The 23,800-nt window shown below is 69.4% G+C and carries 20 protein-coding genes, 1 tRNA gene and 1 pseudogene; 9 read left to right on the top strand and 13 right to left on the bottom strand.

The genetic code is table 11. The annotated features are described in order from the left end of the window. Window positions 1–305: pseudogene (locus Q0R13_RS03860) on the top strand (transposase); the annotation flags it as partial. Between the two features lie 67 nt (window positions 306–372). Here the strand turns inward: Q0R13_RS03860 and Q0R13_RS03855 are convergent. The 9 genes from Q0R13_RS03855 to lptF all read right to left on the bottom strand — a co-directional run bounded on the left by Q0R13_RS03855 (window position 373) and on the right by lptF (window position 10,999). Beyond that, on the bottom strand, window positions 373–1,386 hold the full coding sequence (locus Q0R13_RS03855; RefSeq protein ID WP_293899742.1) for a DUF2891 domain-containing protein: 1,014 nt from the start codon (window positions 1,384–1,386) through the stop codon (window positions 373–375). Continuing rightward, complete coding sequence (locus tag Q0R13_RS03850) at window positions 1,367–2,320, bottom strand: DUF979 domain-containing protein (RefSeq protein ID WP_293899739.1); 954 nt, start codon at window positions 2,318–2,320, stop codon at window positions 1,367–1,369. Before Q0R13_RS03850 ends, Q0R13_RS03855 begins: the two co-directional genes overlap by 20 nt. After that, the gene (locus Q0R13_RS03845) at window positions 2,317–2,985 is read right to left on the bottom strand and encodes a DUF969 domain-containing protein (RefSeq protein ID WP_293899736.1); all 669 of its coding nucleotides are present in this window, start codon (window positions 2,983–2,985) and stop codon (window positions 2,317–2,319) included. Before Q0R13_RS03845 ends, Q0R13_RS03850 begins: the two co-directional genes overlap by 4 nt. A gap of 59 nt (window positions 2,986–3,044) precedes the next feature. Next, a complete protein-coding gene (gene rsmA / locus Q0R13_RS03840; RefSeq protein WP_293899734.1) occupies window positions 3,045–3,869 on the bottom strand; it encodes a 16S rRNA (adenine(1518)-N(6)/adenine(1519)-N(6))-dimethyltransferase RsmA in 825 nt (274 codons plus the stop codon). Further along, window positions 3,866–4,873: a 4-hydroxythreonine-4-phosphate dehydrogenase PdxA gene (gene pdxA, locus Q0R13_RS03835; RefSeq protein ID WP_293899731.1), complete on the bottom strand. Its 1,008-nt coding sequence runs from the start codon at window positions 4,871–4,873 to the stop codon at window positions 3,866–3,868. The genes rsmA and pdxA overlap by 4 nt, the downstream gene beginning before the upstream one ends. Further along, window positions 4,870–6,228, bottom strand: a complete 1,359-nt coding sequence (locus Q0R13_RS03830) for a peptidylprolyl isomerase (protein ID WP_293899728.1) — start codon at window positions 6,226–6,228, stop codon at window positions 4,870–4,872. Before Q0R13_RS03830 ends, pdxA begins: the two co-directional genes overlap by 4 nt. A 43-nt stretch (window positions 6,229–6,271) precedes the next feature. Beyond that, window positions 6,272–8,662: an LPS-assembly protein LptD gene (locus tag Q0R13_RS03825; RefSeq protein WP_293899725.1), complete on the bottom strand. Its 2,391-nt coding sequence runs from the start codon at window positions 8,660–8,662 to the stop codon at window positions 6,272–6,274. Between the two features lie 94 nt (window positions 8,663–8,756). Next, window positions 8,757–9,860, bottom strand: coding sequence for an LPS export ABC transporter permease LptG (gene lptG / locus Q0R13_RS03820; protein ID WP_293899748.1), 1,104 nt, complete (start codon window positions 9,858–9,860; stop codon window positions 8,757–8,759). Beyond that, the gene (gene lptF, locus Q0R13_RS03815; protein WP_293899722.1) at window positions 9,857–10,999 is read right to left on the bottom strand and encodes an LPS export ABC transporter permease LptF; all 1,143 of its coding nucleotides are present in this window, start codon (window positions 10,997–10,999) and stop codon (window positions 9,857–9,859) included. The genes lptG and lptF overlap by 4 nt, the downstream gene beginning before the upstream one ends. Before the next feature lie 126 nt (window positions 11,000–11,125). Between lptF and Q0R13_RS03810 the strand changes: the two genes are divergently transcribed. Genes Q0R13_RS03810 through Q0R13_RS03795 form a run of 4 tightly spaced genes read left to right on the top strand, consistent with a single transcriptional unit; the run spans window position 11,126 to window position 14,055 of the window. Continuing rightward, window positions 11,126–12,574 (top strand): leucyl aminopeptidase, encoded by a 1,449-nt coding sequence (locus Q0R13_RS03810; RefSeq protein WP_293899719.1) that lies wholly within the window; start codon window positions 11,126–11,128, stop codon window positions 12,572–12,574. A gap of 8 nt (window positions 12,575–12,582) precedes the next feature. Continuing rightward, window positions 12,583–13,281 (top strand): hypothetical protein, encoded by a 699-nt coding sequence (locus Q0R13_RS03805; RefSeq protein ID WP_293899716.1) that lies wholly within the window; start codon window positions 12,583–12,585, stop codon window positions 13,279–13,281. Beyond that, on the top strand, window positions 13,274–13,732 hold the full coding sequence (locus Q0R13_RS03800) for a DNA polymerase III subunit chi (RefSeq protein WP_293899713.1): 459 nt from the start codon (window positions 13,274–13,276) through the stop codon (window positions 13,730–13,732). The genes Q0R13_RS03805 and Q0R13_RS03800 overlap by 8 nt, the downstream gene beginning before the upstream one ends. Beyond that, window positions 13,729–14,055, top strand: a complete 327-nt coding sequence (locus Q0R13_RS03795) for an I78 family peptidase inhibitor (RefSeq protein ID WP_293899710.1) — start codon at window positions 13,729–13,731, stop codon at window positions 14,053–14,055. Before Q0R13_RS03800 ends, Q0R13_RS03795 begins: the two co-directional genes overlap by 4 nt. On the opposite strand, the gene Q0R13_RS03790 is transcribed toward Q0R13_RS03795, so the two are convergent. Then, window positions 14,052–15,284, bottom strand: coding sequence for a glycosyltransferase (locus Q0R13_RS03790; RefSeq protein ID WP_293899708.1), 1,233 nt, complete (start codon window positions 15,282–15,284; stop codon window positions 14,052–14,054). The two genes, Q0R13_RS03795 and Q0R13_RS03790, sit on opposite strands and share 4 nt — an antisense overlap. A 140-nt stretch (window positions 15,285–15,424) precedes the next feature. Next, a tRNA-Leu gene (locus Q0R13_RS03785) sits at window positions 15,425–15,507 on the bottom strand. A 185-nt stretch (window positions 15,508–15,692) separates the two neighbouring features. On the opposite strand from Q0R13_RS03785, the gene tig reads away from it, so the two are divergent. Next, complete coding sequence (tig, locus tag Q0R13_RS03780) at window positions 15,693–17,051, top strand: trigger factor (RefSeq protein WP_293899706.1); 1,359 nt, start codon at window positions 15,693–15,695, stop codon at window positions 17,049–17,051. A gap of 27 nt (window positions 17,052–17,078) precedes the next feature. Here tig and Q0R13_RS03775 read toward each other — a convergent pair whose 3' ends face one another. Together Q0R13_RS03775 and Q0R13_RS03770 are read right to left on the bottom strand one after the other, a co-directional pair. Next, on the bottom strand, window positions 17,079–18,209 hold the full coding sequence (locus Q0R13_RS03775; protein ID WP_293899704.1) for a hypothetical protein: 1,131 nt from the start codon (window positions 18,207–18,209) through the stop codon (window positions 17,079–17,081). 231 nt (window positions 18,210–18,440) lie between these two features. Continuing rightward, window positions 18,441–18,617, bottom strand: a complete 177-nt coding sequence (locus tag Q0R13_RS03770) for a hypothetical protein (RefSeq protein ID WP_293899701.1) — start codon at window positions 18,615–18,617, stop codon at window positions 18,441–18,443. 339 nt (window positions 18,618–18,956) lie between these two features. Between Q0R13_RS03770 and Q0R13_RS03765 the strand changes: the two genes are divergently transcribed. The 3 genes from Q0R13_RS03765 to Q0R13_RS03755 are packed head-to-tail and all read left to right on the top strand — an operon-like array spanning window position 18,957 to window position 23,669. Further along, window positions 18,957–20,753: an FAD-dependent oxidoreductase gene (locus Q0R13_RS03765; protein ID WP_293899698.1), complete on the top strand. Its 1,797-nt coding sequence runs from the start codon at window positions 18,957–18,959 to the stop codon at window positions 20,751–20,753. Beyond that, window positions 20,746–22,617 carry a 2-oxoacid:acceptor oxidoreductase subunit alpha gene (locus Q0R13_RS03760; protein ID WP_293899695.1) on the top strand — a complete coding sequence of 624 codons (1,872 nt, stop codon included), beginning with the start codon at window positions 20,746–20,748 and terminating at the stop codon, window positions 22,615–22,617. The genes Q0R13_RS03765 and Q0R13_RS03760 overlap by 8 nt, the downstream gene beginning before the upstream one ends. Continuing rightward, window positions 22,614–23,669, top strand: coding sequence for a 2-oxoacid:ferredoxin oxidoreductase subunit beta (locus Q0R13_RS03755; RefSeq protein WP_293899692.1), 1,056 nt, complete (start codon window positions 22,614–22,616; stop codon window positions 23,667–23,669). The genes Q0R13_RS03760 and Q0R13_RS03755 overlap by 4 nt, the downstream gene beginning before the upstream one ends. Window positions 23,670–23,800: the final 131 nt, after the last annotated feature.

Below are 23,800 nucleotides of genomic sequence, written 5' to 3'. Positions count from 1 at the left end.
GCCGGTACTGGTCCCCATCCTCAAGCCGGGCGACGTCGTGATCATGGACAACCTCGGCAGCCACAACGGCAAGGCCGTCCGCGCCGCCCTCCGCAACGCCGGGGCTCACCTCATCTTCCTCCCGCCCTACAGCCCCGACCTCAACCCCATCGAGCAGGTCTTCGCCAAGCTGAAGACCCTCCTGCGCAAGGCCGCAGAACGCACCGTCGAGCACACCTTGGCGGCGCATCGGCATGCTCCTCGACCACTTCTCGGCCGACGCGTGCGCCAACTCCCTCGTCAACTCCGGCTACGCTCCATGCTAAAGCGGTCACGCTCTAACCGGGATGAGCGGGTCTCGTTGTCTATGCTATTGAAATCTCAGTCTGGACCTTAGCCCGCCGTCAGGGCCAGCAGGGCGAACGAGGCGAGCCAGTGCTCGCCCATGTAGTCGCCGGCCACGTGCGGCAGGCTGGCGGCGAGGTGATCGCGGGCGGCCTCTTCGATGACCGGCCGCGCCGGGTCGTCGGCGGGCAGGGCGGCGGCGATCTCGCGCCAGCACCAGGCGCGTGACAGGTTCAGGCCGTCCAGGTGGACGATCTTGCCGTCCGTGCGGTCGGTGACCGTGGCCGGGGTGAACAGGCTGGCCGGACGGGCCTCGGCGGCGTGCGGCAGGTAGTCGGCGAACCAGTCCTGGAAGCTGTGGGCCGGCAGCACGCGGCGCAGGCACACCGCCGTGACCAGGGTGGCGGAGAGGAAGTCATCGCCGGACGGCTCCCAGGCCTGGGCGTGGCGGTCGGCGGCGTACCAGTCGTGGGCCTTGGCCTCGAACAGCGCCAGCAGGTCGCCGTCGTTGACCGCGCAGGCATAGTCGCTGGCCAGGGCCAGGGCGAAGGCGGTCGAGGAATGGACGCCGGTGCGGATCGGGTTGGCGGCCACGGGCAGGAAGTCGCGGAACCGCTGGGCGAAGGCGTTGGCCAGGGGCCGATGGGTCGCCGCCCAGGGGGCGTCGTGGGCCAGCAGCTCGGCCTGGAGCTTCAGCAGCCAGCCCCAGCCGTAGGGCCGCTCGAAGCCCCGCGCCGAGGGGCGGGCGAGGTAGGCGACCTCGGCGGCCACCTTCTTGCGGGTGAAGGCGTCGTCGAACAGGGCGCGGATGGCGTCGGCCTCCGGGATGCCCGGCTCCAGGCGCAGCAGGCTGGCCAGCAGCCAGTAACCGTGGACGCAGGAGTGCCAGTCGAAGCTGCCGAAGAAGATCGGGTGGAGGTCGCGTGGCCCCCGCACGTCCTCGGGGCCAGAAATGACGTGGTCCAGCTTGTTGGGATACTCCCGCGCCACATGGCTGAGCGCGATGCGGGCGAACTGCGAGGCCAGCTCCGGCGTCAGGCGATCATCTGAAGGCGAGGACATACATCAGGACCATGTTGGCGATGAGCAGGGGGAGCGCGGTCGGGATCTGCGCCTTGATCACGGCGTAGCGGTCCGGCAGCTCCAGCAGGGCGGCGGGCACCAGGTTGAAATTGGCCGCCAGCGGGGTCATCAGGGTGCCGCAGAACCCCGACAGCATGCCGATCGAGGCGACGACGGCCGGATCGCCGTGGAACTTGCCGATCAGGATCGGCAGGCCGACGCCGGCCATCAGCACCGGGAAGGCGGCAAACGCGTTGCCCATAACCAGGGTGAACCCGGCCATGCCCAGGCAATAGACCGCCACCGCCGTCAGCCGCGCGTCCATCGGGATCCAGGCGGTGACCAGGGCCCCGATCGCCTGGCCCACCCCGGCCAGGGCGAAGATGGCCCCCAGCGCCGCCAGCATCTGCGGCAGCAGGGCGGCCCAGCCGACGGTGTCGACGAGGCGGCGCCCCTCCTGCAGCGGGCTGAGCAGCGGCTGGCGCAGGGAGATCAGGCCGACGCCAGTGGCGATGACCGCGGCCAGGGCGAGGGAGATCAGCGTTGCCTGCTTCGGGTCGAGCAGTGGCCCCTCGGCGAGCCGCATCGGCGTCAGCACCAGGACGCCGAAGGCCACCACGACCGGCAGGATCAGGGCGGGGATGAACAGCCGCTCGCCGAACCGCGCCGCCAGGGCCTTGCGCTCGTCGGGCGAGGTCGTGGCCGGCTGGCCACGGCCCAGCTGCCCGGTCCCGGCGATCAGCACCAGGCCCAGCACCAGCACCCCGTTGCCGAGGTCGCCCAGGCAGTCGCCGGCCAGGAAGCTCGTCGCCACCAGGCCCCAGAACAGGACATTGCCGAACCGCTTGCGGTTGGTCCGGTCGGGGGCGCTCAGCAGGGCGAAGGCGGCGAACACCAGCCCGGCCAGCCCATAGACGACCGAGAGCCCGATCACGCCGCCGCCCTTTTGCGCAGCCGCCGGTCGAACAGGATCAGCCGCCCGGCGTGGATCGCGAAGGCCACGACGGCGGTGGGGATGGCCCACAGCGACAGGTGGATCGGGTCGATGACGATCCCGCTGGTCGCCAGGAAGCCGACCATCAGCAGGACCGAGCCGATGGCGATGAAGATGTCCTCGCCGAAGAACAGGCCGATGTTGTCGGTGGCGGCGGCCATGGCGCGGACGTCCTGGCGGGTGGCGGCATCCAGCGCGCCGGCGTGCGCCTCCGCCGCGGCCTCGGCCATGGGCGCGACCATGGGGCGGATGGTCTGGGCCTGGCCGGCGATCGGGGTCAGGCCCAGCGCCGCGGTGAGCTGGCGAAACAGCAGGTAGACGATCAGCAGCGGCCCGACCGACACGCCCTTCAAACGGCCGATCAGGGTGCGGGCCCGCTCCTGCAGGCCCGCGCGCTCGGCCAGGCCGATCACCGGCAGGATCAGGTAGGTGGCGCTGACGTAGCGGTTGGTGTTGAACGCCTTGCCGAACGCCGCCAGCACCTCGACGGGTGACAGTCCCGCGGCCCACCCGGTCACGAAGGCGGCCAGCACCACCACCAGCAGCGGGTTCAGCCGCACGGCGAAGCCGACCACCACCACGGCCACGCCCAGCAGCGTCAACATGCCGGCTCCCTTTCGATTCCCCGGCATAGGAGCCGTTGCCATCGCCTTCGGCAACCGCTCTAGCGTCGGGCGAGCCACGCGTCGGCGAGGGCCAGGAAGCCGTCGACCGGCACCACCTCGGCGCGGGCCTGCGGGTCGAGGCCGGCGGCGGCGATCAGGTCGTCGCCGCCCAGCACCTTCAGGCTGGAGCGCAGCATCTTGCGCCGCTGGCCGAACGCCGCGGCGGTGACGGTCTGCAGGGCGGTCAGGCGTTCGGGCGAGGGCCGGTCGGCGCGGGGCTCCAGGCGCACGACGGCGGAGTCCACCTTCGGCGGCGGGGTGAAGGCTCGCGCCGGAGCGTCCATCACCCGGTGGGCGGCGCAGGTCGCCTGCACGATCACCGCCAGCCGGCCATAGGCGTCCTCGCCTGGCCCCTCGGTGATCCGGTCGGCTACCTCGCGCTGGAACATCAAGGTCAGCGAGGCGGGGGTCCACGGGCCGGTCAGCCACTTGATCAGCAGCGGCGTGCCGACGTTGTAGGGCAGGTTGGAGACGACGTGCGCGGGCGCGCCGCTGGCAAGCTGGGCCTCGTCGATCTTCAACGCGTCGGCAAAAATCACGTTGAGAGAAGAGCTTGCGGCCGATATCTCGTCCAGTAACGGCCGGAACCGCTCGTCCCTCTCTACCGCCGTCACCCGGGCCCCGGTCTCCAGCAGCGCGCGGGTCAGGCCGCCCGGGCCCGGCCCAACCTCGATGACGTGGGCGCCGGCGCTCACCTGCGCCAGGCGGGCGATCTTGCGGGTGATGTTGAGGTCCAGCAGGAAGTGCTGGCCGAACGCCTTGTTGGCCCAGAGGCCGTGCGCCTCCAGCGCCTCGCGCAGGGTCGGCAGCCCCTCGAGGGTCATGCGCCGCGGCGCTGGGCGATCTTGTCGGCCAGGCGGAGGGCGGCGATCAGGCTGTCGGCGCGGGCCAGGCCGCGGCCGGCGATGTCGAAGGCGGTGCCATGGTCGGGCGAGGTGCGCACGATCGGCAGGCCCAGGGTGACGTTCACCCCGCCCCAGAAGTCGAGCATCTTCACCGGGATCAGCGCCTGATCGTGATAGAGGCAGACCGCCGCGTCATAGGTCGAGCGCCGTTCGGCGGGAAACAGGGTGTCGGCCGGGTAGGGGCCGCGGGCGTCGACGCCCAGCGCTACGAGCGCGCGCACCGCCGGCTCGACGATGTCGATCTCCTCGCGCCCGATGCCGCCGCTCTCGCCGGCGTGGGGGTTCAGGCCGGAGACGGCCACCCGCGGGCTGGCGATCCCGAAGTCGCGGCGCAGCGCCTGGGCGGTGACCAAGCCGGCGTTGACGATGCCCTCGATGCTGAGCTTGCCGGGCACCTTGGCCAGCGGGTCGTGGATGGTGACCAGGGTCACCTTCAGGTCGGCGGCGACCAGCATCATGATCGGCCCGCGCGCGCCGTCGTAGCTGGCGGCCGCGGTGAGCTCGCCCAGGAATTCGGTATGGCCGGGGAACTTGAACCCGGCCTCGTACAGCGGGGCCTTGGCGATCGGTGCGGTGACGACGCCGGACACGGTCCGCGACAGCGCCAGGCCGACGGCCGTCTCGATCCACTGGATAATGGAGGGCGCGGCCGCCGGCGTCGGCTGGCCGGCGACCACCGAGGCGCGCAGCGGCAGGTCCAGGATGGGGATGGCGTCGGCGAACGCGGGGCGCACCTGGTGCGGCGCGGAGATCGCCCGGATCGGCGCACCGCCGGCGGCCGGCGCCGAACTCACCGCCCGCGCGTCGCCGATCACGAAGAAGGCCGGGCCGGTGTCCCGCAGCGCGCGCCACGCCTTGACGACGATCTCGGGGCCGATGCCCGCCGGATCGCCGAGCGTGAGGGCGAGCGGGCCGATCGTCACTTCGTCTCTATGGTCGCCGAGTTGCGCAGGTCGCGCATGTAGCGGCGGGCGATCATGCTGAGCTGCTGGCCCATCAGCCGCTGTTCGATCTGTTGCTTGTCGGCCTGGGCCGCCGAGGCCGTGCGGCGGGCGCAGACGGCGACCAGATGCAGGCCCGCGCCGGTGCGGATGGGATCGGAGATCTCGCCCACCTTCAGCTTGTTGGCCGCCTCCTGGAACTGCGGCGCGAGGTCGGCGACCTCGGCCTCACCCAGGTCGCCGGCGACGACGCCCTGGACCTTGCCGGCCGTCGCCTCGAGCGAGGCGCAATCCTTGATCTGCGGCTTGAGCGCCGTCAGCTTTGCGCGCGCCGCGGCCTCGTCGTCGGCGGTGGCGGTCTGCGCCAGGGCCACGGCCGCCTGCTTAAGGCTGACCAGGGTGGCGCTGCCACCGGCGCGCTTGTCCTTCAGATAGAGGATGTAGACGCCGTCCTTGACCTGGATCGGCTGTGACAGCTGGCCGGGGCGCATCTGCTCAAGCACGGTCTCGACCTCGGGCGGCACCTCGCCGGCGCTGACCCAACCGGCGTCGCCGCCGTTGGCCGCGGTGGGCAGGGCCGAGAACTGGCGCGCCACGGAGGGGAAGGGCGCGCCCTGCTGCAGCTGCACCACCAGTTGCTGGGCGCCGGCCATGGCCTGCGGCATGCCGCCGACCCGGGTGGCGTCGACCAGCACTTCGCCGATGTTGTACTGCGGCCGGGCAGCCTGGGCGGTCATCCGGGCCTGGGTGGCGGCGATCTGGTCCTCGCCGATCCGCAGGCGCGAGCCATAGCGGCCGCGGATCCAGCGGGCCCAGCTGATCTGGGCGCGCAGCTGCTGCTTCAGGGTGTCAGCGCCGATGCCGCGTTGCGTCAGGAAGGTCAGGAACTGATCGGCGGTCATGTTGTTCTGCTGGGCCATGCCGGAGATCTCGTCGGCGACCTCGGCATCGTCGGCCAGGATGTCGATCTTCTGTTCCTTCTCGACGCGGTGCAGTTCCTGGAACTGCAGGCGTTCGTCGACCAGCGAGACCAGGGCCTCGCGCTGGAACTGCGACAGGTTCTCCTCGGTCGGCTGCACGCCGGAGGTGGCGATCAGCAGCCGCATGCGCTGGGCGAGGTCATAGGTCGAGACGATGTCGTCGTTGACCACCGCGGCCACCGATTCCGACATTCCGGTCGGGGGAGGCGGCGCGGCCGGCCGCGCCGCGTCGGCGGGCGCGGTCCCGACCGGCGCGTCCGAGGACTGGGCCATGGCCTGGGGCGCTGCGCCGATGGCGATCATGACGCAGGCGAACGCTGCGCTCCGCGCCGCAGGGCCCGACAGATAACGCTTCATGGACGAGAGTCTTCCTTCGTGGAGGCGCACTTCGGCCGCCATATTACCTGCCATTCAATGCGCCGCCCAATGTGGCGAGCGTTAGGCGCACCGAAACCGACTCGCTAGGTACCAGACGACCCAGGATCGTGTCTTCGCGGCGATAGATCACATCCAGCCGGATGCAGTCGTCGCGATAGAATACGCCGACGTCGCGGATGACCCAGGCGTCGCGATTGAGGTCGCGGTTGCCATACAGGCTGACGCCGTAGTTCTTGGTCACATAGACCTCGCCACCGACGTCCAGGTTCTCCTGCCTCACGCCGTTGATGTCGACGTTGTCCTTCAGGTAGCGGACGAAGCCGTTGCCGTACTTGTTGTAGGTGTTCAGGCCGGCTTCCAGCCGCTCGACCTGGAAGGTGTCCGAATCCAGCCGGGCGCGCGCGAACATCGTCAGGCCCTTCATGGGCTGGGCGTCGGCGGCGACGATCCAGTCCGAGGCCTTGGTCCGCAGCCCTGTGCGGTCGCTGAACACCAGGTTCTGCTGGGTGCGGAAACTGCGGCCGAGCAGGATGTTGGCCCGCCGGCCGTCGTCCCACAGCACCGAGGCGCGCCCGGCCACGTTCAGCCGCGCGCCGTCCTCGTAGAGGTCGTAGCCGGGGAACTTGTTCGGCCGGAACAGGGTGGTCTCGTCGAACTCGAAGGCGACGCTGTCCTCATTCAGATAGACCGGCGCGCCGGTGGCGTCGCGGCCGATCACGATCTGCTTGGCGTTGGGCGAGGCGACCACCTGGGCCAGCGGCTCCAGCACGATGGTCGCGTCCGAGGTCCGCTTGAAGAACGGGTAGGACACATCGACGCCGGCGGTGGCCAGGCCGCGCTCGGTGTTCTGGCTGCGGGTGGCCGACCCCACGCCGGTGAGGATGTCGTGAAGCTGATAGGCGTCGGCGCGCAGGTTCACGAACGGTTCGAACCGCAGCCCCGACTCCGAGATGAACGCCCGCCGCCAGTCCAGTTCGCCGGTGACGCGGGCGCTGTCGAGGCCCGGCAGGCGGGCGGCGAGATTGGTCGGCGACTGCTCGCGGGCCAGCACGACGCCGCTGGTGTTCACCCGCAGCCGGCCGCCCAGAACCGTGCCGGCCGGCTCATAGTGGCCCTCGATCAGGGGGCCGATCACCGGGAACACCCGGTCGTTCTCACCCGAGCTGAAGCCGGTGACCGGGTCGACCGCGCCCGGCCGCAGCCCCTGGATGGTCATCGCCGCGACCGACAGATAGGAGCGCTGGTCCTGGCGGATCGCGTAGAGCTGCGAGATCAGCCGGCGGTCGTCGGCCACATAGGGCCCGCGGCTCTCATAGACCTTGCTGACCTCGTACTTGTCGAAGATCAGGTCGTCGGACGCCCGCTCGGCGGTGAAGCCCCAGCGCCACTTGTCGTCGATCTGGAACGCGCCGCGGCCCAGGATATAGCTCCGATCCGTGCTGGTGCCGTGCACCTCGCGGCCCTTGCCGTCGAAATCCGGGGCATGGGTGAAGCCGAAGCGGACGTCCACCTCGCCGGAATAGAACCGCTTGCGCACCTCGGCATTAAGGAACGGGGCGATCTTGGTGTTGAACTGCGGACTGATGATCGCGTCCATGGAGGGCGAGATGACCCAGTAGTAGGGCTGCTCGTAGGACAGGCCGCGCCGATCGGACACCGAGCCCTTGGGCACCAGGAAGCCGGAGTTGCGCGGCGACTTCGGGTCGGCGTTCCAGAAGATCGGCAGGTAGGCGATGGGCACGCCGAACAGCCGGAAGCGGGCGTTGCGATAGTAGACGATGCGCTTCTTCTGGTCGCGGATCACCCGATCGGCGGCGATCGACCAGGTGGGGGTCTTGGCGCTGCCGTCCTTGGCGCAGATCTCGCAGGGCGTGTAGATCGCGTGATTGAGTTCCTGGATGTTCTCGTTGCGCTTGGAGGCGTTGGCGGCGGCGATCTTGACGTTCTGTTGCAGCCGCGCCGAGAAGCCAAGCGCCACGCCGGCCTTCAGCTGGTCGTCCAGCACGATCTCGGTGGCGTATTCCGTCGTGCCATCGGCATTGACGATGACGATATGGCCATAGCCGCGGACCACGCCGCTGGCGTCGTCGTAGACCAGCTTGTCGGCCCGCAGCGTGCGTCCGTTGTAGCGGACCTCGACATTGCCGTTGGCCGTCGTGACGCCGGACTTGTCCTCACGGATGACCTCATCGGCCTCCATGTACATCTCGTCCGGCTGCAGGCCGTCGGCGACCGGCTTGGGGGCGGCCGGCTTGGCGGCTGCGGGCGGCCGGGCGCGCAGGACCTCCTTGGGGCCGTCGGGGATCGTCTTGGTCTGGGCGTGGCCGTGAGCGGTGCAGAAGAGCGCGATCGCCGCCCCGGCCAGAAGGGCGCGCTTGCCAGAAGATCGCGGCCAACGCCTGGGCGAACTCATCAAACTTCTCGATCCCCTGAGCGCTGGGCCTGAGTACGAAGGCGCACGTCTAACCGTGTCCGGCCTGCGATGCATAGCCCCGCAGGCCGAGGATTCAACCGTCTTCCGTGTAGCAAAGCAGGGTGACGCCCGCGAGCAGGGCGACCAGCGCCGGCGCCCAGGCCGCCGCGAACAGCGGGATGATGTCGGCCTTCGCCAGCGCGCCCGAGAACTGATTGAAGAAGAACATCACGAACCCCAGCGCCACGCCGGCCCCGGCCAGTCCCGCCAGCCCGCCCAGCCGGGTCAGGCGCAGGGAGAAGGCCGCCGCCAGGATCGACATGGCCGCGAACAGCAGCGGCGTCGCCAGCAGTTGCTGGAAGCGCAGGCGGTAGCCCGAGGCCGAGAAGCCGGCCTGCTCGGTCAGCTGGATGGCGCGGGGCAGCCGCCAGAAGGCGATCGCCTCCGGAGAGGCCAGCCGCTCCATGGCCGCCTCGGCGTCCAGGGTGGAGCGGATCGTGAGGCTGTCGGAGCGGATCGACGAATCGCCCGCCGTCGCCTCGCGCACGTCCTTCAGCCGCCAGAACCCCGGCAGCAGGGTGGCCTCGCCCGCCTCCAGCCGGCGGCGGAATTCCGGGGTCCCGCGGGCGTTCTTCTCGTAGATGAACAGGGATACGCCGTGCAGGGTCACGATCCCCTGGTGGGTGTCGCGGGCCTTGGCATGGATGACGATCTGGCTGGTGTCGTCGCCCTGGCGCAGCCAGATGTCCTTGGGCTGGTCGCCCAGGTAGTTTTCCATGATCCGCGCGCGCTCGAACTCGAACTTGGCGTTGAGGCTCGCCGCCAGCGGGTTCAGGCCGCCCACCGCGACCAGGCCCAGGATGAAGGCGACCGCCGCCGACGGCAGGATGAAGCGCCACGCCGAAATGCCGGCCGCGCGCATGGCGACCAGTTCGCTGCGCCGGTTCAGGCCGACGAAAGCCCCGATGCCGCCGAACAGGAAACAGAACGGCAGCAGGATCTGGATCAGCGCCGGCACCCGGTAGAGGGTCAGCTCGAAGATGCTGTTCGCGCCCACGTCGGCGCGGGTGCCCACCTGGCTGCTGAGCTCCACGAACTGGATCAGCACCACCACCGCCGAGATCACCGCCAGGGCGGCGATCACACCCATCAGCATGTAGCCGATCACGTAGCGCTCGAGCCGCCCTATGCCCATCAGGCCCGGACCTGCGCCGCCGGCGGCGCGGCGCGGGGGCGGGTGATGTCGATGTAGCGGCTGACCTTCTGGCGGAAGATCCCGGCCAGCGCCGCCCATGTGGCCCCGATCGGCACCGCATACTGCAGCAGATTGAGCCAGGCGCTGTCCTCGCACGCCGCCTGCACCTGGAAGCCCACCAGCCGCACCACCGCCGCGACGGCCCCCATCACCGCGATCCGCCGGCCATAGCCCAGCCGCGAGAAGCCGCCGCCGATGATCGCCGACAGCGCCAGCGCCATGAACGCGATGTTGTAGAGCGGCGAGGCGATCCGCGCGTTGCCCTCGGCCAGCAGGTCGAGCCGGTTACGCCGCTCCCAGTCCTGCTGCAGGTCCGGGAAGAACAGTTCGTGGAGGTAGCGGTCGGAGGGCTTGTAGTGCACCAGCTCGTCCGAATCGGAGAGCGACGCCAGGTCGAAGGTGTAGCTGCGGAAGGTCAGGTAGTTGAGCACGCCGCGGCTGGAGATCTCCTGGTTCGACCCGTTCTGCAGGATCAGCACCGGCCGGCCCTGGCTGTGGGCGATGCGGCCGGTCTCGGCGGAATAGGTGGTGTCCGATCCGTCCGCCTTCACCTCGTGCAGGAACAGGTTGATCAGGTTGCCGGCGTTGTCGACGCTCTGGGCATAGACGGTCAGCCCCGGCGTGGGCTCGGTGAACTCGCCCTCCCGCACCAGCGTCGAGGCCAGGTCGGTCCGCACCTCGAACAGTTCCTGGCGCATGGCGCGATAGGCGGCCGGCTGGACGAACAGGTTCAGCAGCAGGGCCAGGAAGGCCACCGCGCCGGCCAGCCGCATGGCCGGCGAGATCACCCGCCAGCGGCTCATACCGCCGGCGAAACAGACCACGATCTCCTGCTCGGTGTGCAGCCGGTTCAGCGCCACCAGGGCGGCCACGAACACCGCGATCGGGAGCACCAGGTTGATCAGCTGCGGCATGGCCAGCACCGTGACCTTCAGGAACACCAGCGCGCTTTGCCGCTGGTTCACGATCAGGTCGAGGCCGCTCAGACTCTGGCTCAGCAGGGCGACCGCCGTGAGCGCCAAGGTGGCCAGGGCCACCGGCGCCAGGAGCTGGCGCAGCAGATATCGGTCGATCAGGCGCATCTTGGAAAAAGAGCTCACTCCGAGAAATAGACGCGCCCCGGCCGCGGAGCTGTTCTAAACCATGCGTCGCCGCGCCGTACAACCTGACCGTCGGCGCCCGCGAGAGAGCCTCAAGAGAGAGACCAGATGGATATCGAGTTCGTCGCGGCCACAACCGCGATTCCCCCCAAGACCGCGCTCGCCCGCATCGCGTTCGACGGCGACACGCAGCAGGGCGCGCTGGCCCAGGCGGTGGCCGCCAGCCGCTTCACCGGCGCCAAGGGCCAGACCCTTGACGTGCTGGCGCCACAGGGCGAGACCGCCGCGCGGCTGGTGCTGGTGGGCGCGGGCAAGACGGCCGCATTCGACGTCATCGCCGCCGAACAGGCCGCCGCCACGGCCTATAACGCGGTGAAGGCCTCGGGCCTGGAAACCTTGCGGATCGAACTCTCCGGCGATGCCGACATGGCCGCCCACGCGGCGCTGGGCCTGCGCCTGGCCAGCTATCGCTTCGACAAGTACCGGACGACGGAAAAGACCGACAAGAAGCCCTCCATCGGCAAGGCGCAGATCGTCGCCGCCGACCCGGACGCCGCCCTGGCCGCCTTCGCGCCGCTGTCGGCGATCGCCGACGGCATCAGCTTCACCCGCGACCTGGTGTCCGAGCCGCCGAACGTCCTCTATCCCGCCGAGTTCGCCAGGCGGGTCAAGGCGCTGGAGAGCCTGGGCCTCGAGGTCGAGATCCTCGGCGAGCCCGAGATGATGCAGCTGGGCATGGGCTCGCTGCTGGCCGTGGGCCAGGGCAGCATCCGCGAGAGCCAGCTGGCGGTGATCAAGTGGTACGGCGCGGCCGACAAGTCCGCCCAGCCGATCGCCTTCGTCGGCAAGGGTGTCTGCTTCGACACCGGCGGCATCTCGATCAAGCCAGCCGATAGCATGGAGGACATGAAGTGGGACATGGGCGGCGCGGGCACCGTGGCCGGACTCATGCACGCGCTGGCCGGCCGCAAGGCCAAGGTCAACGTCATCGGCATCCTCGGCCTGGTCGAGAATATGCCCGACGGCAACGCCTATCGCCCCGGTGACGTGCTGACCTCGATGTCCGGCCAGACCATCGAGGTGATCAACACCGACGCTGAGGGCCGGCTCGTGCTGGCCGACGCGCTCTGGTACTGCCAGGACCGCTTCAAGCCGAAGTTCATGGTCGACCTGGCGACGCTAACCGGCGCGATCATCGTGGCGCTGGGGAACGACTACGCCGGCTGCTACGCCAACGACGAGGACCTGGCCGCCAACCTGCTGGCCGCGGCCAAGGCGGAGGACGAGGGCCTGTGGCGGATGCCGCTGCCCGACGCCTACAACAAGCAGATCGAGTCGATGATCGCCGACATGAAGAACACCGGCACCCGGGCTGGCGGCTCGATCACCGCGGCGCTGTTCCTGCAGAAGTACGTCAACGGCGTGCCCTGGGCGCACCTGGACATCGCCGGGACCGCCTGGAAGAAGCCGTCGTCGGTGGCCACCATTCCGGACGGCGCCGTCGGCTTCGGCGTGCGGCTGCTGAGCCGCATGCTGCAGGACAAGTACGAGGGCTGAGGCCGCCCATGGCGCGCCTGGTCCTGCTGCACAGCCCGTTCATCGGGCCGGCGAGCTGGGGTAGCGTCGCCGCCGACCTGGCGGGGCGGGGCCATACCGTGTCATCGCCTGCCTGGCCGAAGCTGGAGCCCATAGCGTCGGCGTTCTACCGGACGCTGGCGCAGGACATGGCTGCGCGGATCGACGCCAGGGAGGACGCACCGATCCTCATCGCCCACAGCGGCGGCGGGGCGCTGTTGCCGGCCCTGGAGGCGGCGCTCCCGACACCGCCAGCGGGTGTGATCTTCGTCGATGCGATCCTGCCCCATCCGGGCCGAAGCTGGCTGGAGATGGCCCCGCCGCAACTGGCGCTGCAACTGCGCAACGGCGTCGATGTGGGCCTGCTGCCGTCATGGGACCGGTGGTGGCCGCCCGGCGCGCTTGAGCGCCTGGTGCCGGACGACGCGGCGCGCACGGCGCTGATCTCCGAACTCGAAGGCCTGCCGCTGGACTTCCTCGAGGAGGCGGCGCCGGCCATGACGCTGGGCGCGCGTGCCGCCTATCTGCAGCTCAGCGGAGCCTATGACGACGAGGGCCAGTATGCGGGGCGCCAGGGCTGGCCGGTCGTGCGCCTGCCGCTGCATCACCTGGCCATGCTGACCCACGCCCAGGCCATTGGCGGCGCCCTTGACGGTCTGGCCCGTCGCCTGGAGACGGCCCATGGCTGACGCCGCCTGCGAGGTCTGGTTCTATCACCTGGAGCGCACGGGCCTGGACCAGGCCCTGCCGGAGCTGCTGGAGAAGACGCTGCAGAAAGGCTGGAAGGCCATCGTTCGGTCGCCGACCGCGGACCGGATCGACCGCCTGGACAGCTGGCTCTGGACCTATCGCGACGAGAGCTTCCTGCCGCACGCGGTGGCGGGAGAGCCGGGGCCCGAGCGCCAGCCGATCCTGCTGACCACCGCCAACGACAATCCCAATGGCGCCGACGCGCTGTTCCTGGTGGACGGCGCCGAACCCGCCGACCTCACCGGCTACCAGCGCTGCATCGTGATCTTCGACGGGGCCGACGACGGTCAGCTGCAGGCCGCCCGCAACCAGTTCCGCGAGGCCAAGGCCAAGGGGCTCGCCGTCTCCTACTGGAAGCAGCAGGCGCGCGGCTGGGAGAAGCAGGCGTGAGGCGGGTGCTGGTCGCCGCCGCGCTGCTGGCGCTGGGGGGCTGTTCGACGACACCCGAGCCCCAGGCGCCGCCGCCGGCGCCCGCACCTGCGCCTCCGATCGCGCCTGCGCCGCCGTCTGTAACGGTCGCCGACACCTGCGGCGCGCGGCCCCTGCAGAGCCTGATCGGCCATCCGCGGACCGACATTCCGGTGCCCGTGCGGCCTGAACTCCAGCGTGTGGCCTGCACCACCTGCCCGGTGACGATGGACTTCAATCCGGAGCGGCTGAACTTCTTCTTCGACGCCGGGACGGGCCTGATCCGCGAGATCCGATGCGGCTAAACGCCGGGGATTTCGACGCCCAGGTCGCGCAGCAGGGCCAGCCATCCCTCGCGCCCCTTGGCCCGGCTGAACCGCGCCACCGCCGTCGCCCGCGCCGCCGCCCGCAACGGCGTCGACGCCGCCGGATCGCGGCAGTCGGCGATCATCGCCCCGGCCAGGGCCTCGACGTCGAAGAACGGCAGCAGGCGGCCGCTCACCCCGTCCTCGATGGCGTCGTGCAGCGGCCCGGTGTCCGAGCCGATGATGTAGCAGCCACAGGCCATGGCCTCGGCCAGCGACCACGAGAGCACGAACGGATAGGTATAGTAGACGTGCGCATTACCCTGGCGGAGCGCCGCCAGCATCCGCCCGTGTTCCACCTGGCCCAGGAAATGAACCCGCGCCGGATCGTAGTCGACACCCGCGAAACAGACATCCTGCCACGTGCCGCCCCCCGGCGCCTGGCCGCCATAGGCGTGTCCGCTGGGCTTGCCGATCAGCAGCACCTGCGCGTCGGGGACCTCGGCCAGCAGCCGGGGCAGGGCGCGGGCGACGATGTGCAGGCCCCGCAACGGCTCCATGCTGGCGTTGATGTGAGTGATCACTGGCGTCCCCAGGGCGATCGTCCGGCCGTCATCCAGGCGGAAGGGCTCGGCCGCGCCGGGCCGGATGGCGTCGGTGTCCACGCCCTCGTGGAGCACTCGGGTCCGGGCCCGGAAGGCCGGGGGCAGGGCGCTGGCCTGGAATTCGGTGGGGGCGACGATGGCGTCGGCCCGCGCATAGGTCATGGCCATGACCGCGTTCTTGGCCTCGGCCCGCAGGATCGCGCTCTCGTCATAGCCCAGGAACTCAGGGTCGAAGCCCACGTCGAAGCCGCGGCCGTGATAGTAGAATTCGGCGAAGGCCACCTGTCGGGCGTTCGGAAACACCTCGCCCAGGAACGCGGCCTCCCCCCAGCCGGGATGCAGCACGATCGCCGCCGGGTCCCAGCCCTCGGCCTTCAGCGCCTTGGCCGCGTCATAGGCTCCGCGCGCCCGGATCAGGTCCGCCTCGGCCCGCACCGCGAACGGAAACATCCCCGGCGTCGACCCGCGCGGCAGGCGGTAGCGGGCCAGCCGCACGTCCTGCATACCCGGCGCATGGTCCTGGCCGATGGCCACGGTCGGCACGCCGCGCGCCACCAGAGTCGCGGCCAGGTCCCGGAACTGGGCCGGAAAGTTGTTGTGGACGAACAGGACGCCGCGCAGCATGGCCGCCTTCTGCCCGGCCGAAGCGTGGCTGTCACCTGCGCGACGGCCAGCCCTTATTCGCCAAGGGCTTCGAAGGGCATCCAGCTTCGCCGGGATCGCGGAGGGCGCTGTCCTGCGAAGCCCATCTGGGCGAAGCAGGATGGTGCGGCTAGAGGGACTCGAACCCCCACGGTTGCCCGGTAGGACCTAAACCTACTGCGTCTACCAATTCCGCCATAGCCGCGCGAGGCCTGCCATCGCGGGCGGCGCGGGCTGCGTCAAGGGGGCAGGGGGCTTGGACGCGCCTTCCCAGCGTGACATAAGGGCGCCCGCGCGCCGCCGGGTCACCCTGCGCGGCCATCCTCGTTTGACGTGAAAGGCGGACCTGACGCGCTGGCGCGTTCGGTCCCGGAATCTTTGAGAATGCCGATGCAGATCGTTGAGAAGTCTGGTGAAGGTCTGAGCCGTGTCTACGGCGTCACGGTGCCGCTGGCGGACCTGACCGAGAAGCTGGAAGCCCGGATCGCGGAGATCACGCCCACCCTCAACATCAAGGGCTTCCGGCCGGGCAAGGTGCCGCCGGGCCATGTGCGCCGCCTCTATGGCAAGGCGCTGATGAGCGAAGTGGTGCAGGCGAGCCTGACCGAAAGCACCCAGAAGGTGCTGACCGACAACAACCTGCGCCCCGCCGGCGAGCCCGAGCTGAAGCCGGAGGGCGACATCGAGGCCGTCATGGATGGCAAGGCGGACCTGGCCTACGAGCTCTCCATCGACCTGATGCCCGAGTTCGAGCCGGTGGATGCGTCCACCCTGTCGCTGTCCAAGCCGGTCTATGCGCCGACCGTCGAGGAAGTCGACGACGCGGTGGCCGAGCTGGCCAAGCAGAACCGCACCTATGCGCCGCGCACCGGCAAGACCGTGAAGGCCAAGGACGGCGACCAGGTCGTCATCGACTTCCTGGGCCGCGTGGACGGCGTGGCGTTCAACGGCGGCACGGCGCAGGACGTGGAGCTGGTGCTGGGCGCGGGCCAGTTCATCCCAGGCTTCGAGGCCCAGCTGGTCGGCGCCAAGCCGGACAGCGATGTGGTGGTGAAGGTGACCTTCCCGGCCGACTACCAGTCGGCCGATCTGGCCGGCAAGGACGCCGAGTTCGAGACCAAGGTGAAGGAAGTCCGCGCGCCCGTGGACTCGCCTGCCGACGACGCCTTCGCCGAACGCCTGGGCATCGAGAACCTGGAGAAGCTCAAGGAGCTGGTGAAGGGCAACCTGGAGGAGCAGTACGCCGGCGCCTCGCGCTTCAAGCTGAAGCGCGCCCTGCTGGACCAGCTGGACGCCAAGCACGACTTCCAGCTGCCGCCGAAGATGGTCGAGGCCGAGTTCGCCTCCATCTGGCAACAGGTGCAGCAGGACAAGGAGGGCGGCCAGCTGCCGCCCGAGGACGCCGAGAAGTCCGAAGAGCAGCTGACCAAGGAATACCGCAAGATCGCCGAGCGTCGGGTGCGCCTGGGCCTGGTGCTGGCCGAGATCGGCCGCGCCAACAACGTCCAGGTGACGGAAGCCGAGCTGAACGAGGCGATCCGCCGCGAGGCCATGAAGTACGGCGCCCAGGCCCAGGAGGTGTTCAACCTGCTGCGCGAGAACCAGAACGCCCAGGCCCAGCTGCGCGCCCCAATCTTCGAGGACAAGGTCGTCGACCTGATCGTCTCCAAGGCCACGGTCGAGGACAAGCCGGTCAGCAAGGACGAGCTGATGAAGGAAGACGACCTGCCCGAAGGCTACAGCGAGTAGGTAGACGTCTTCAGGGACGACGGGGCGCTATTGCGGCAGCTGGGAGACCAGGGCCATCAGTTGCGCCTGGGTCGTCACCTCGGTCTTGCGGAAGATGCCCTTGAGCAGGAACCGCCCGGCGTTCAGCGAGACACTTCGCAGGGCACAGTAGTCCTGCAGGCTGGCGCCCGCGGCCAGGCCACTGGCCAGGCGCGCCTCAGCCGGCGTCAGGCCGAACCAGGCCGCCACCCGGCTGATCTCCAGGGTGCGCGCCTCGCCGCCGCCGCCGATCGAGACGATCAATCCCGCGCCCTTGACCGTGCCGCCCAGCGCGCGCGCCGTCTGCACCGGCACCCGGGCTGCGACCGTGGCGATGCGCGATCCATCCGCGTCCGGCGAGACGAAGGCCGCCCCGGCGGGCGGCGTCGAACGGGCCAGCGCGACCAGCTCGGCCTGGCTGGCCGGCTCGAGGTAGGCGAGGCGGCCGCCGGCCAGGCTGATCACCTGGCTGGCCTCGTAGCGCGCCACGTGCCGGTTGGCAGTGATCACCGTGAGGTCAGGCGCCAGGCAAAGGATCGCCGAGGCGGTCCGGTCGGCGGCGGTCGAGGCGGCGTCGGCGCGCAGCTCGGCCTGCGCGATCCGGTGGCTGATGCGCACGGCGCGCTGGATGTGCGGCGCCAGCACCCGCAGGCCGCGACGCAGGCCGTCAAGATCGCGGTCGCCCGGACCTGGCAGCACGAGGGCCAGCCGCTCATCGCCGCGCCGGTCCAGCACGACAGCCAGGGCGCGGTTGAGCCCCCAGCGGCTGAGGAAGTCGCGGTAGAGCGGGCTGTCGGTGAATTCCTCACGGGTCATCAGCTCGTCGGTGTCGACGACCGTCCCGCTGCGCAGCGGTGCGATACGGCGAGACCAGGGATTGTTGGCCGCATAGACCGTGCCGTAGATCTGCGGGACCCAGGCCGCCAGGCCGGTGGAGCCGACGAATCGCGCGCCCGGGGGTTGGTTGCGCTCCCAGATCAGGAACGCCAGGTCCCATTCCAGCGGCCCCAGGGCCGTGGTGATCCCCGTGAGGGTGTCGTCCCACAGGGTCGGATCCAGCGCCGCCTCATAGACCTGGCCGATCAGCGCATCCAGCACCGGCCAGGTCGGCTGGGCGCCACGGCGCGGTCGATCGGACATCGGAAAATATCCCTGATCCGCTACTCATTCGGGTAGCGCCGCGAGGGTCACGCTAGGTCACGGTTGGCCCGGAGGCAAATAGCGCCGGCAGCCGCCGATCACCGGCCGTGGGCTGGCAGGCGCTATTCCAGACGACGGCTGGCTGTCGCCTGAACCGCAGCGTCCTGCTGCCTAGGAACATGAAGGTCGACGGCGTCGACCCGGTCAGGGCGGCGCCGCGTCGAGGCCGGCCTAAAGCGACCGCAGGTGCCGCAGCAGTTCGGGGTTCTCCATCTGTGCGCGCCGCTCATTGATGGCGCGGTGCAGGTCGAACTGATCGGCGGCGCTCATCGGCGCGGCCGGCTCCTGCGGAATGATATCGAATGCAGCAGACAAGGATTCGGGCACGCGATCCGTCGGCATGTCCATCTTAGCTCTCCATGATCTCGCAGCAGCGAGGTCCGTCCCGCACTTAAGGTATCATTTACCTGTTACGCCCGCCAAGCGCCGTGGGGTCGGAAACGCCTGACGGGTGATCACACTCTGGTGTGGAAGTTCATGCCCCGGCCCCGACAACAGAGCCCAGGTTGTCCCGACCGCACCGGGCAGAAATCGATGAACGTCGATCAGGAATCGGTTGGCTTCCGTGGGGTGGGGGACGTAACCTGTCGCCAACAACGCCGCGTCGGGGTGCGGAGCCAACTCTGCCAAGGGCAGGGTTCGACTTCCAGACCTCGGGAGGAGTGCGTCCCGGGAAGGAAGCGAGTTTTGCATCGCACGCGTGAGATTGGGACCGACTACTTTCACAAGGTCGTCGATTGCCAGTGGGCCTGTCCGGCCCACACCCCGGTGCCGGAATACATCCGCCTGATCGCGGACGGCCGATACGCCGATGCCTACATGATCAACTGGAAGTCGAACGTCTTCCCCGGGATCCTGGGGCGGACCTGCGACCGTCCGTGTGAACCGGCCTGCCGCCGGGGCCGCGTCGAGGAGGAGCCGGTCGCCATCTGCCGGCTGAAGAGGGTGGCGGCGGACTTGAAGTCCGATGTCACCGACCGCCTGCCGCCGCCGGCCGCGGCGCCCAACGGCAAACGCATCGCCCTGGTGGGCTGCGGGCCGGCCTCCCTGACCGTGGCGCGCGACCTCGCCCCGATGGGCTACCAGCTGACCATCTTCGACAAGGACACCAAGTCCGCCGGGATGATCCGCAGCCAGATCCCCCGCTTCCGCCTGCCAGAAGCCGTCATCGACGAGGAGGTCGGCTACATCCAGGCGCTGGGCGGCATCGAGATGCGGTTCGGAACCCCGATCGACAGCCTGCAGGCCCTGAGGGGAGAGGGCTATGACGCCATCTTCGTGGGCTCGGGCGCGCCGCGCGGCCGCGACCTGGAGCTCCCCGGGCGCCAGGAGGCCGCCGCGAACATCCACATCGGCATCGACTGGCTGTCCTCGGTCTCGTTCGGCCACATCGAGACGGTCGGCCGCCGCGTGATCGTGCTGGGCGGCGGCAACACCGCGATGGACTGCTGCCGCACCTCCCGCCGGCTGGGCGGCGAGGACGTCAAGGTGATCGTCCGCTCCGGCTTCGAGGACATGAAGGCGTCGCCCTGGGAGAAGGAGGACGCGATGCACGAGGACATCCCGATCCTCAACTTCCGCGTGCCGAAGCAATTCACTCACGAAAACGGAAAACTGACCGGCGTGCTGTTCGAGGTGGTCGAGGCGATGTTCGACGACAAGGGCCGGCGCAAACTGGTCCCCTCTGGCGATCCGGACGAGCATTACGAGTGCGACGACGTCCTGGTGGCGGTCGGCCAGGAGAACGCCTTCCCGTGGATCGAGAAGGACATCGGCCTGGAGTTCGATGATGGAGCGATGCCCAAGGTCGACGCCGTCACCTTCCAGTCGACCGTGCCCAACATCTTCTTCGGCGGCGACGCCGCGTTCGGGCCCAAGAACATCATCTGGGCCGTGGCCCAGGGCCACGACGCGGCGGTCTCGATCCACAAGTTCTGCCAGGGCCAGGATGTCGCCGTCCGCCCGCCGCCCGGCGCCACCCTGGTGAGCCAGAAGATGGGCATCCACGAGTGGAGCTACGACAACGACGTCTCCAACGACCACCGCTACCGCGTGCCGCTGCGCGACAAGCAGGCGGCGCTGAAGGACGTCCGGCTCGAGGTCGAGCTGGGCTACGACCTGCAGCAGGCCCTGGCCGAGGCCCAGCGCTGCCTGAACTGCGACATCCAGACCGTGTTCGCCGACAAGCTGTGCATCGAGTGCGACGCCTGCGTCGATATCTGCCCGATGGACTGCATCACCTTCACCGACGACGCCCCCGATAACGCGCAAGGCGAGGGCGATCTGCGCGGCCGTCTCAAGGCCCCGGCCGGCAACCTGACCCAGGATCTCTACGTCTCCGGCCGGCTGACCACGGGCCGCGTGATGGCCAAGGACGAGGACGTCTGTCTCCACTGCGGGCTCTGCGCGGAACGTTGTCCTACAGGCGCGTGGGACATGCAGAAGTTCTATCTCGAAATGACCTATGCGGGGGCCGATGCCTGACAGTGCGGAGCCCCGGGCGGTCCAGGCCGCGACGGCGATGAAGGCGAGCGTCAACGACTTCGTCGTCAAGTTCGCCAATGTGAACGGATCCGGCTCGGCCAGCGCCAACGGCCTGTTCGCCCGCTCGGTGATGCGCATGGGCGTGCCGGTGGCGGCGCGCAACATCTTCCCGTCCAACATCCAGGGCCTGCCCACCTGGTACGAGGTGCGGATCACCGAGGCGGGCTACCTGGGCCGGCGCGGCGGCGTCGACCTGATGGTCGCCATGAACCCGCAGACCTGGGACCGCGACCTGGCCGAGATCGAGAGCGGCGGGTTCCTGGTCTACGACTCGACCAAGCCGCTGGGCCACTCGCGCGACGACATCACCGCGATCGGCGTGCCGCTGACGGCCATGTGCAACGAGGCCTATGAGCTGCCGCGCGAGCGCCAGCTGTTCAAGAACACCATCTATGTCGGGGCCCTGGCGGCCCTGCTGGGCATCGAGCTGGCGGTGATCGACGCCCTGCTGGCCGACGACTTCAAGGGCCGGGATCGGCTGATCAAGGCCAATGTCGAGGCCCTGCGGATGGGCCATGCCTACGTCCTGAAGCATCTGGGCCCGCTGCCGCTGCAGGTGCGCCGCGCCGACGCGGTCGGCGACCGGATCTATGTGGAGGGCAACCAGGCCGCCGCCCTGGGCGCGGTCTATGGCGGGGCCACGGTCTGCGCCTGGTACCCGATCACGCCCTCGACCTCGCTGGTCGAGGCGTTCACCGCCTATTGCCAGGACCTGCGGCTCGAGCCGGAGACCGGCAAGGCCCGCTATGCGATCATCCAGGCCGAGGACGAGATCGCCTCGATCGGCATCGTGGTCGGCGCCGGCTGGAACGGCTGCCGCGCCTTCACCGCCACCTCGGGGCCCGGCGTCTCGCTGATGACCGAGTTCATCGGCCTGAGCTATTTCGCCGAGATCCCGGCGGTGATCTTCGACGTTCAACGGGGCGGGCCCTCCACCGGCATGCCGACCCGCACCCAGCAGGCCGACATCCTGGCCTGCGCCTACGCCGGCCACGGCGACACCAAGCATCCGCTGCTGCTGCCGGCCGATCCGGGCGAGTGCTTCGAGATGGGCGCCCAGGCCTTCGACCTGGCCGACCGGCTGCAGACCACGGTCTTCGTGATGCTCGACCTCGACATCGGCATGAACGAGTGGCTGACCAAGCCCTTCGTCTGGGACGATGCCCGCAGGCTGGACCGGGGCAAGGTGCTGACCCACGATGACCTGGAGGCCGGCCGGGAGTTCGGCCGCTACCTGGAGGTGGACGGCGACGGCATTCCCTATCGCACCTATCCCGGCGTCCACCCGACCAAGGGCGGCTATTTCACCCGCGGCACCTCGCGCAATCCCTACGCCCGCTATTCGGAGGAGGGGGCGGTCTATGTCGACAACATGGAGCGGCTGCTGCGCAAGTTCGACACCGCCCGCGCCCTGGTCCCGGCCCCGGTCGCCCGGCCGGCCCGGCGCAGGACCCGCGACGGCGTGATCTACTTCGGCTCGACCACCCCGGCCATGCATGAGGCGCTGGAGATGCTGGAGGCCCAGGGCCGCCACCTCGACGCCCTGCGCATCCGAGGCTTCCCCTTCGCCGACGCGGTCTACGACTTCATCGCCCAGCACGACCGGGTCTATGTAATCGAGCAGAACCGCGACGCCCAGCTGCGCACCCTGATCATGACCGAGGGCGGGGTGGACGCCTCCAAGCTGGTCGCCGTGCTGCACTACGACGGCACCCCGATCACCGCCCGCTTCATCGCCGGCGAAATCGCCCAGCGCCTGGCGCTGGGCCAGCCCTCCACGGGACAAAGCGAGGCGGCGGAATGACCTACATCCTGAAGCCCCAGCTGCATCACCCCAAGCTGCCGACCAACAGCCTGGGGTTCACGCGCCGCGACTATGAGGGCTCGGTCTCCACGCTCTGCGCCGGCTGCGGCCACGACAGCATCTCGGCGGCGATCATCCAGGCCTGTTTCGAGCTGGAGCTGCCGCCGCACCGGGTCGCCAAGCTCTCCGGCATCGGCTGTTCCTCCAAGACGCCGGACTACTTCCTGGGCAACTCGCACGGCTTCAACACCGTGCACGGCCGCATGCCCTCGGTGCTGACCGGCGCCAACCTGGCCAACCGCGACCTGATCTACCTGGGCGTCTCGGGCGACGGGGACTCGGCCTCCATCGGCCTGGGCCAGTTCGCCCACGCCATCCGGCGCGGCGTGAATATGCTCTACATCGTCGAGAACAACGGCGTTTACGGCCTGACCAAGGGCCAGTTCTCCGCCACCTCGGACCGTGGCAGCAAGTCGAAGAAGGGCGTCATCAACCACGACACCGGCATCGACATGGTGGGCCTGGCCCTGCAGATGGGCGCCACCTTCGTGGCCCGCAGCTTCTCCGGCGACAAGGACCAGCTGGTCCCGCTGATCAAGGCCGGACTGGCGCACAAGGGTGCGGCGTTCATCGACTGCATCAGCCCCTGCGTGCAGTTCAACAACCACAACGGCTCGACCAAGAGCTTCGACTATGTGCGCGAACACAATGAGGCGGTGAACCGCCTGGACGTGATCATGCCCCGCGACCCGATCCAGGTGGACTACAAGTCCGGCGAGAGCATCCGCGTGCAGCAGCACGACGGCTCGATCCTGTCGCTGCACAAGATCGCCGAGCTCTACAACCCCAACAACCGCGCCCAGGCCCTGGGCTATCTCCAGGCGCGGCAGGCCAGGGGCCAGATCGTCACCGGCCTGCTGTTCGTCGATCCCAGCGCCGGCGATCTGCATGACGCCGTCGGCACGGTGGACGCGCCGCTGAACGCCCTGAACGAGGCGGAGCTGGTGCCTGGGGCGGCTGCCCTCGACCGGATCAACGCGAGCCTGCGGTAGGGTCCGCAGGCGTACCTGGGGGCGCGAATTCCCCGACCAACGTTATCTGACCGCGGCGAATCGTCTCGACCGTGGGGACGTCGCGAGCTTCTTAATCGTGAACCCTGACAACACGCTCAGGTGCAAACTGA

Source organism: Phenylobacterium sp. (assembly GCF_025351295.1).
Classification (GTDB): domain Bacteria; phylum Pseudomonadota; class Alphaproteobacteria; order Caulobacterales; family Caulobacteraceae; genus Phenylobacterium.
The sequence above is the reverse complement of the archived record's forward strand: the minus strand, read 5'-3'. Positions and strand labels throughout refer to the sequence as shown.